The organism is Nocardioides sp., from assembly GCF_024509035.1.
GTDB lineage: Bacteria > Actinomycetota > Actinomycetes > Propionibacteriales > Nocardioidaceae > Nocardioides.
In genome coordinates this window covers 1-8,185 of the sequence record NZ_JANINT010000009.1, presented here as the reverse complement: position 1 = coordinate 8,185, position 8,185 = coordinate 1, and the positions used below count along the sequence as shown (strand labels likewise).

At 72.0% G+C, this 8,185-nt stretch carries 8 protein-coding genes; 2 read left to right on the top strand and 6 right to left on the bottom strand.

The window, feature by feature from the left end; all coding sequences use genetic code 11:
* The coding region (locus Q0L15_RS00885) for a ParA family protein (protein ID WP_296601571.1) at positions 1-787 on the bottom strand (787 nt) is incomplete at its 3' end.
* A 63-nt stretch (positions 788-850) separates the two neighbouring features.
* Between Q0L15_RS00885 and Q0L15_RS00880 the strand changes: the two genes are divergently transcribed.
* Positions 851-1,612, top strand: coding sequence for an SDR family oxidoreductase (locus tag Q0L15_RS00880; RefSeq protein ID WP_296601569.1), 762 nt, complete (start codon positions 851-853; stop codon positions 1,610-1,612).
* 3 nt (positions 1,613-1,615) lie between these two features.
* Here Q0L15_RS00880 and Q0L15_RS00875 read toward each other — a convergent pair whose 3' ends face one another.
* The 4 genes from Q0L15_RS00875 to Q0L15_RS00860 form a co-directional block, all read right to left on the bottom strand.
* The gene (locus Q0L15_RS00875) at positions 1,616-2,491 is read right to left on the bottom strand and encodes a PHP domain-containing protein (protein ID WP_296601568.1); all 876 of its coding nucleotides are present in this window, start codon (positions 2,489-2,491) and stop codon (positions 1,616-1,618) included.
* A gap of 20 nt (positions 2,492-2,511) precedes the next feature.
* Positions 2,512-3,159 carry a DUF6758 family protein gene (locus tag Q0L15_RS00870; protein WP_296601567.1) on the bottom strand — a complete coding sequence of 216 codons (648 nt, stop codon included), beginning with the start codon at positions 3,157-3,159 and terminating at the stop codon, positions 2,512-2,514.
* Positions 3,160-3,323: 164 nt separating this feature from the next.
* A complete protein-coding gene (locus tag Q0L15_RS00865; protein WP_296601565.1) occupies positions 3,324-3,881 on the bottom strand; it encodes a histidine phosphatase family protein in 558 nt (185 codons plus the stop codon).
* 43 nt (positions 3,882-3,924) lie between these two features.
* On the bottom strand, positions 3,925-5,889 hold the full coding sequence (locus Q0L15_RS00860; RefSeq protein WP_296601564.1) for an NAD-binding protein: 1,965 nt from the start codon (positions 5,887-5,889) through the stop codon (positions 3,925-3,927).
* Between the two features lie 109 nt (positions 5,890-5,998).
* Between Q0L15_RS00860 and Q0L15_RS00855 the strand changes: the two genes are divergently transcribed.
* Positions 5,999-7,198, top strand: a complete 1,200-nt coding sequence (locus Q0L15_RS00855; RefSeq protein WP_296601562.1) for an MFS transporter — start codon at positions 5,999-6,001, stop codon at positions 7,196-7,198.
* Here Q0L15_RS00855 and Q0L15_RS00850 read toward each other — a convergent pair.
* Positions 7,161-8,185 (bottom strand): oligopeptide:H+ symporter (locus Q0L15_RS00850; RefSeq protein ID WP_296601561.1); only part of this gene is annotated, 1,025 nt, incomplete at its 5' end. The genes Q0L15_RS00855 and Q0L15_RS00850 overlap by 38 nt on opposite strands.

Genomic DNA, 8,185 nt, shown 5'->3' with positions numbered 1-8,185 from the left:
TGGCCTTCGCCTTCGGGCGCTGCGAGCGGGTGACGAGGTTCTCGGCCACCTCGCGGTAGGCGGCGGCGCCCTTGCTGCTGCGGCTGGTCGCCAGGATCGAGCGGCCCGCCGCGGGAGCCTCGGCGAACTTGATCGTCTTGGGGATCGGCGGTTCGACGACCTCGAGGTCGTAGGTGTCCGAGATCGTCTCGAGGACCGTGCGCGCGTGGTTGGTGCGCCCGTCGTACAGCGTGGGCAGCACGCCCCAGACCTCGAGACGCCGGTTGGTGAAGCGGCGTACGTCGTGGACCGTGTCGAGGAGCTGCCCGACCCCGCGGTGGGAGAGCGTCTCGCACTGCAACGGGATGAGGACCCCGTCGGCGGCGGTCAGCGCGGCCACGGTGAGCACACCCAGGGACGGCGGGCAGTCGAGCAGCACCCAGTCGTAGTCGAGCTCGGCGTCCTCGAGGGCCTCGATCATGGACTTCAGCACGTGCTCGCGGCCGGTGCGGGTGAGCAGCTCGGCCTCGGCGCGGGCCAGCTCGATCGTGGCCGGGACGATGTCGACGCCGTCCTCGGTCTCGATGATCACCTCGGTCGGGTCGAGGCCCTTGGTGAGGACGTGGTGCACCGACAGCTCGAGGTCCTCGGGGTCGATGCCGAGGGAGAACGTCAGGCAGGCCTGGGGGTCGAGGTCGACGAGCAGCACGCTGTGACCGAGCTCGGCGAGGGCCGCCCCGACCGAGGCGACGGTGGTCGTCTTGGCGACGCCGCCCTTCTGGTTGGCGATCGCGAGTGTCGTGGTCATGGTGTCGTCCATCATGCCGGACGTGCCCGCGCAGATCGCGCAGGCACCTGTTTGACTTCTCTCATGTCGAGAACAGCGCTGGTCACCGGCCCCACCGCGGGCATCGGACGCTCCTTCGCCCACCAGCTCGCCGAGCAGGGCTACGACCTGGTCCTGGTCGCCCGGGACGCGGCGCGGCTCGAGGCGGAGGCCGAGGAGCTGCGCGCGACGTACGGCGTCCTCGTGGAGGTGCTGCCGGCCGACCTCACCGACCGCGAGCAGCTGGCCGCGGTCGAGGCCCGGCTCGCCGACCCGGCGCGGCCGGTCGACCTGCTGGTCAACAACGCGGGCTTCGGGCTGAAGCGGCGCTTCCTCGACAACTCCGTCGAGGACGAGCAGGCGATGTTCGACGTCCTGACGACCGCGGTGCTGCGGCTCAGCCACGCGGCGCTCGGTCCGATGACCGAGCGCGGCAGCGGCGGCATCATCAACGTCTCCAGCGTCGCGTCGTTCCTGCCGCGCGGCACCTACAGCGCGGCGAAGGCGTGGGTCAACAGCTTCTCGGAGTGGGCCCACCACGAGTACCGATCGCAGGGCGTGACCGTGACGTGCCTGTGCCCGGGGTTCACGAAGACCGAGTTCCACGAGCGGATGCAGGTCGGCCGCGACTCCGCGCCCGACTTCATGTGGCTCGACGCCGCCGAGCTGGTCGCGCAGGCGCTGGCCGACCACGCGAAGGGCAAGGTGTTCTCGATCCCCGGCGCTCAGTACAAGGTGATCAGCTCGGTGGCGCGCCTGGTGCCGACCGGGGTGCTGCAGCGGTTCCAGTCGCTCGGACGCAAGTAGACCTCAGCCGACCACGGCCGGGGTGACCCGGCCCGAGCGGCGCGAGGCCTCCCCCGCGAGCTCCAGCAGCCGGGCGTACTCCTCCGGCGCCGTGGTGTTGCAGCCGAGCTCGTGGTCGTTCTTGCCGTCGCCGTGGTAGTCGCTCGACCCCGTCGCCACCAGCCCGAGGTCGCGCGCGATCGCTCGCAACCGGGCCCGCGCCCGGTCGTCGTGGTCCTGGTGGTCGACCTCGATGCCGGCCAGTCCGAGCTCCTGCAGCTCCCCGAGCGCCTGGTCGTCGGGGCGGCCCAGGCCGCCCCGGCCCCAGGGGTGGGCGATCACCGTCACGCCGCCCGCCTCGGCCACCACGCGCAGCGCGTCGACCAGCGGCACCGCGTAGCGATCGACGTGCGCGGGCTTGCCCCAGCCGAGGTACTCCGCGAACGCCTCGTCACGGTCGCGCACCACGCCGAGGGTCACCAGGGCGTCGGCGACGTGGGGCCGCCCGGTGGCGGCCGTCCCGTCCGCGGCACGGCGTACGTCGTCGGCGGTGATGTCGATGCCGAGCGCTCGGAGCCGCTCGATCATGACCGGCACCCGCGACTCACGGCCGTTGAGCACGAGGTCGAGCTGCGCGGTGAGCGGGGCGTACGTCGGATCGGGCAGGTAGGCCAGCAGGTGCACGCTGCGCCCGCGGTGGCGGGCGCTGATCTCCATGCCGGGCACCAGCTCGACACCCACCTCGGCCGCCGCGCCAGCCGCCTCGGCCCAGCCCGCAGCCGTGTCGTGGTCGGTGATCGCCAGCACGTCGATGCCCGCGTCGGCGGCCGCCCGCACGAGCCCGGCCGGGGTGTCCGTGCCGTCGCTGGCGCGCGAGTGCGTGTGCAGATCGATCCGCATCAGTGCAGCCTAGGGCCTGGTCACCAGGTCGGTCGCGGACCTCCGAAGGGCAGCTCGACCAGCTGCGGCCCGAGGTGGGAGACGTCGCGCAGGATCCAGTCGTCGCGCAGCAGCAGCAGGGCCGAGGCCGGGCGCAGCACGATCCACAGCCAGCGACCGCCGGCCTCCCCCGCCACCACCGAGCGGTCGAACTCCCCGTCCGCGCTGCTGGTCGAGATGTCCCACAGGCTGACCGACTGGCTGCCGATCCGGATCCGGGCGGACGGCGGCCGATGGCCGATGTCCGCGCCGGGGTCGTCGTACCGGGTGCTCGCACAGCGGGCGCCGAGCCCCGTGCCGGCCTCCTCGGCCACCACCAGCACGTCCACCGGCCCGTCGAGCTCGCTCGTGCCGGTCACGCAGGTCAGCGTGGCCCGCGCCCGTCCGGGCGCGTCACCGACCGCGGCGAAGTCGGTCACGCTCCACCCCGGGCTCAGCGGCCACGGCAGGTAGCTCGGGAACGATCGCGACACCTCCAGGTGCCCGGCGAAGGTGTCGTACGTCGTCTCCGCGGGGTGCCAGAGCGCGTGGGTCAGCCCGTGCTGGGGGCAGGCCCAGCGACCCTCCGGGTCGTCCGGGGCCTCGAGCACCGGACCGGAGCACCGCACACAGCTGGCCGCCAGCGACATGCGTCCACGGTGCTGACCACGCCTGGATGCGTCAAGGGCACAAGGTCCGGCCACGCTACCGGTCGACCACCGCGACCGCTCGCCCGTGGCACCGAGGTGGTCTCGCGGAACTACCTACATGTGTAGGTAGTTCCGGAGGAGAGCGGTCGGCGGGCTCCGCCCGCTCAGGAGTTCCAGCGCAGCACGACGGGCGTCTCACGCTCCCAGCCGAGCACCGAGACGGTGGCGGTGTCGAGCTTGAAGTGGCGGCCGTCGCTGACGGGGAGCTCGAGCCAGCGCGCGGCGAGCGCACGCAGCGAGTGCCCGTGGCCGAAGGCGAGCACCGGCCCATCGACCGAGCGGGCGTGCTCGATGAAGCGGTCGAGTCGCCGGGTGATCTCCTCCGCGCTCTCACCGCCGGGCGCGGGATGGGTCCACGTCGTCCAACCCGGGACGGTCGTGCGGATGTCCTCGGTAGTGATGCCCTCGTAGTCGCCGTACGCCCACTCGACGAGATCCTCGTCGAGCACCGCGTCGGGAAAGCCAGCCAGCTCGGCGGTACGGCGAGCCCGCAGCCGCGGGCTCGTGCGGACCTCGGCGAAACCGACGTCGGCGAGGCGGGGCGCGAGGCCGCGCGCGACCTCCTCCCCCTCAGGCAGGAGCGGCAGGTCGGTCACGGAGGTGTGCCGGCCCGCCTCGCTCCACTCGGTGGCGCCGTGCCGGACCAGCCAGAGCTCGTTCATCGGGCCATTCAAACAGCGCCCGGCAAACGGTGATCGCCGCGGCTCAGTCGTCGGCGAGCACGACCACCGAGTCGCCGGCAAGGACCCGGAACGACTCCGACTTCGCCGGGTTCACGCGGACGCCGAACGACTCGCCGGGGGCGGCCAGGGCGGCGGACTTGTAGCCGAGAGCGGTCTCGCCGCGTCGGGTCGCGCCGGCGACGATCGTCGCGAAGGACACCTCGGTGCCGGGTTGGACGTACCACTCGGCCGGACGCAGGTAGATCTCGCTGCCCTCGTTGCCGAGCAGCTGCCCGAAGACGAGCTCCAGGCGCGGGTCCTCCGAGAGCTGGGTGACCAGGAGGCTGACGATCTCCCCGCTCACGACGACGTCGTCGACGTGCGCGACCTGCGCGAGCACCCGGTTGCGGTCGTCGAGCATCTCGCTGACCACCGGAGTCGCCGCGTCGAAGCGCGAGAGGATGTCGCGCACGTGCAGGAGCGTCACCAGCGTGCGGGCATCGGCGGCCTGCGGCGCCAGGTCGTCGGAGTAGCACAGCACGATCACCTGGTCGAGGCCGTCGACCACGTGCGCCTCCAGCGTCGCGCGGTCCGTGGTCGGCCCGAGCACCGAGGTGACGGCCAGGTTGCGCAGGCCCGGGACGCTCGGCACGTCGTACGACGACAGCACGGTCAGCGTGGAGCCCGGCGGCGCGTAGTGGTCGAGCTCGCGCACGACGATCGAGGCACGCTCGTTCCATCCGATCAGCAGCGCCTGGGTCGGACGGTCCTCCGCCGTCGCGGCGGTGCCGAGCATCGCCAGGTCCGGCCGCGCGGTCGCGTCCGGCTCGCCCCGGAGCGTCGAGTCGTCCTCGGCGACCACGATGAGCGTGTGCCCGGCGATGACGGTCTCCGGCGGCGGGTTGAGGGTCGGCACCCCGTCGGCGATCAGACCGATCACGGACGCGCGCTCGAAGGCCAGCTGCGCGTCGGCGTATGTCGCTCCGTCGAGCTGGTGGTCCTCGAGGAAGTAGATCTCGTCGCCGTCGTAGTCGAAGAGCTCGGTGTAGACCGCCGCAGCGCCCGACTGGCGCGAGGTCTGCACGACGAGCTTCGCGACCGTCTCGCGGATGTCCAGGAGCACGGTCCGGTCGGCGCCGACGAGCCGAGCGGCCTCGAGGTTGGTCGGGTTGCGGATCTCGGCGACGATCCGCGGTCCGTCCGGGCCGGCGTGGGTCAGCGCGAGCAGCGTCTTGATGACCTCGCTGTCGGGGTCGTCGGAGCCCTCCGGCGCGAGCAGGATCACCGAGCGCGCGGTCGCGTGGCTGCTCAGCGCGAGGTCGTCGAGGTCCATGGGCGATCCCGAGCGGCAGATCACGCGGGTCCCGCGGAAGTCCTCCACCTTGGCGCGCAGGTCCTCCTCCATCTCGACCTTGTCGCGGTCGGCGAGCACCACGACGACCGGCTTGCGACGGCTCTCGTTGGCGATCGTCAGCTCCCGCACGATCGTGAAGATCGAGTCCGACCAGCCGAGGATCACGGTGTGGTCGCGCTCGAGCACGATCGAGCGGCCGCGCCGCAGGTCGGCGAGCTTGGTGTCGATGCCGGCCGCGATCACGCCGATCAGCGCGCTCACGATGAACAGACCGGCGATCGTCAGCACCAGCATCGTCAGCAGGAACCGCCACGAGCTGAACCCGTCGCCGGCCACCGTCCCGGGGTCGAGCGCGTGGAAGAGGTTCTGCATCAGGTCGCGGAAGAACGGCTGGGCCGGGTCGTCGTCGTCTCGCAGCCCGAAGACGGAGACGATCACCGTGAAGACCAGGATCAGCGCCAGCGTGACCGCGCAGAGCCAGGCGATCAGCGCGGGCGTGCCCCGCGACATGCTGTTGTCGAACGCGTAGCGCAGCCGGTCGCCGAGGCCCGAGCGGGGCGCGTTCGCCGCCCGCGCCGACGTGGTGGCCGTGGCGGCGGTCGTGGTCATCGCCTTGGCCGTCCGCTGTCGCAGCTGCTGCCCGGTGCGCGCCATGGTCCCTCTTCTCCGCAGGCCCGCTGGTCAGGCACGTGCTCACGGAATGGTGGCCCAGGTTGGCCCGACCGGCACCGATTTCGGGCCAACCCGTGCCACGATGCCGCCCATGGAACTCCCCCGGGCACGCCTGGCGACGGCGGCCGGATTCTTCAGCCAGGGCCTGATCCTGCTGAGCCTGACGACTCGCCTGCCCGAGTTCCAGGACCGCTGGCACCTCTCCGACGTGCAGCTGTCGCTGATCCTGCTGATGATGATCCTGCTCGCGGGCGCCGGCTCCGTCGCCGCGGAGACCCTCGCCAAGCGCCGCGACAGCGCGCTGCTGCTCCGGCTCGGCCTGCTGGTCGTCGCCGCCGGCGTACCGGTGCTGTGCACCGCGCCGTCGACCGGGGTCTTCGTGGCCGGCATCGCGACGTACGGCTTCGGCCTCGGCGTCGTGGACGCCAGCACCAACATGCAGGCCGTGGCCCTCGAGCACCGCTACGAGCGCCCGATCCTGCCGTCGCTGCACGGTGCGTGGACCCTCGGAGGGGTCGTCGGCGCGGCCGTCACCCTCGCCACCTCCCACCTGCCGCTCGAGGCGAACGCGGCGGTCGGTGTCATCCCGTTGCTCATCGCGTTCGCCCCGTTCCTCCCGCGCGACCACGGGCCCACGGACCTCGCGACCGAGGTCGCCGTGCCATGGCGGCCGATCCTGCTCGTCGGCGTGGCGATGGTGCTCTTCTACATGGTCGACACCGCTGTGCAGACCTGGGGACCGCTCTTCCTCGACCACACCTTCCCCACTCCCGAGCGGTACGTCGCGCTCGCGGCGCTGACCTACCTGCTCGCCAGCGGCGCCGTGCGGTTGGCCGGGGACGGGCTGGTCCGCCGCTTCGGCGTCGTGCCGGTGCTGCGCGCCGGGGCGCTGCTCGGGGCGGCCGCGCTCGCGACCGTGGTGTTCTCCCCCGACTGGCAGGTGGCGGTGCTGGGCTTCGCCCTGCTCGGCGCCGGGGTCGCGGTGGTCGCTCCCCTGAGCTTCTCGGCGGCGGCCAAGATCGCCGGTGGTCCCGACGGCGGCGCGGCCTTCGACCCGGCCGTGCGGCAGGCGCGGGTCGACGCGGTGATCGCTCGCTTCAACCAGTTCAACTACGTCGGGGCGCTGCTCGGCTCGGTGCTGACCGGCCTCGTCGGCGCGGACTCGCTGCGGATCGGCTTCGCCGTACCGATGGTGCTCGTGCTGGGCATCGTGCCGCTGGCGCCGGCGTTCGCGCCCCGGGTGGCCACGTTGGTCAGTGCACGCCGGCCATCAGCGCCCGGATCGGCTTGACGGCGGCCAGCAGCGCCAGGCCGACGGCGACCGCAGCCAGGCCGAGGACGAGGAAGTAGCCGCCCTCGTCGTGCCAGTCGTAGTAGCCGGCCAGCTTGCCGGACATCGCGGTGCCGAGCGCGATCGAGAGGAAGTAGAGCGCCACCATCTGCGTGGCGAACCGGCGCGGTGCGAGCTTGGTCGAGAGCGACAGGCCCACCGGCGAGATGAACAGCTCGGCGAGCGTGAACACCAGCAAGATGCCGGTCAGCGCCAGCAGTGGCGCGGTGTTCTCGCCACCCGGCACGGGCAGGAACAGCAGGAACGCCAGGCCCATGAGCACGGTCCCGATCGCGAACTTCACCGGTGTCGACGGCTGGCGCGAGCCGAGCCGGGTCCATGCGGCGGCGAACACCGGGGCGAGCAGGATGATGAAGACCGGGTTGATCGACTGCACCCAGGACACCGGCATCTCCCAGCCGAGGAACCCGCGGTCCAGCCGCTTGTCGGAGTAGATCGTCACCACGGTGAACTGCTGCTGGTAGAGCGACCAGAACACGGCGTTGGCCACGAACAGCGGCACGAACGACCAGACACGGCTGCGCTCGACGGCGGTGATCTCACGGCTGGCGAGCATGACGACGAAGTACACGATCGCGGCGACCACGGTCACGCCCACGACCACGTCCGAGAGGTTGTCGGCGGTGATGACGTCGAGCAGCACCAGCAGCGCCACCACGGCGACGCCGACCACGGCGAGCGCGACCCAACGCATCCGCTCCGACGCGGCGAGCGGGTGTGGCGCGACCCGGGTCTCCTCGGGCAGCCGGCGGCGTCCGACGGAGTACTGCAGCAGGCCGAGGAACATCCCGGCCGCCGCCAGGCCGAAACCGTAGTGGAAGCCCCAGTTCTTCTGCAGCACCCCGGTCAGCAGCGGGCCGGCGAACGCACCGAGGTTGATGCCCATGTAGAACAGCGAGAAGCCGCCGTCGCGGCGCTCGTCGTCCT

Bases quoted from the DNA above. Each gene is read 5' to 3' on its own strand.
- Q0L15_RS00880 (WP_296601569.1), top strand. From the start codon at position 851: ATGTCGAGAACAGCGCTGGTCACCGGCCCCACCGCGGGCATCGGACGC.
- Q0L15_RS00875 (WP_296601568.1), bottom strand. From the start codon at position 2,491: ATGCGGATCGATCTGCACACGCACTCGCGCGCCAGCGACGGCACGGAC.
- Q0L15_RS00870 (WP_296601567.1), bottom strand. From the start codon at position 3,159: ATGTCGCTGGCGGCCAGCTGTGTGCGGTGCTCCGGTCCGGTGCTCGAG.
- Q0L15_RS00865 (WP_296601565.1), bottom strand. From the start codon at position 3,881: ATGAACGAGCTCTGGCTGGTCCGGCACGGCGCCACCGAGTGGAGCGAG.
- Q0L15_RS00860 (WP_296601564.1), bottom strand. From the start codon at position 5,889: ATGGCGCGCACCGGGCAGCAGCTGCGACAGCGGACGGCCAAGGCGATG.
- Q0L15_RS00855 (WP_296601562.1), top strand. From the start codon at position 5,999: ATGGAACTCCCCCGGGCACGCCTGGCGACGGCGGCCGGATTCTTCAGC.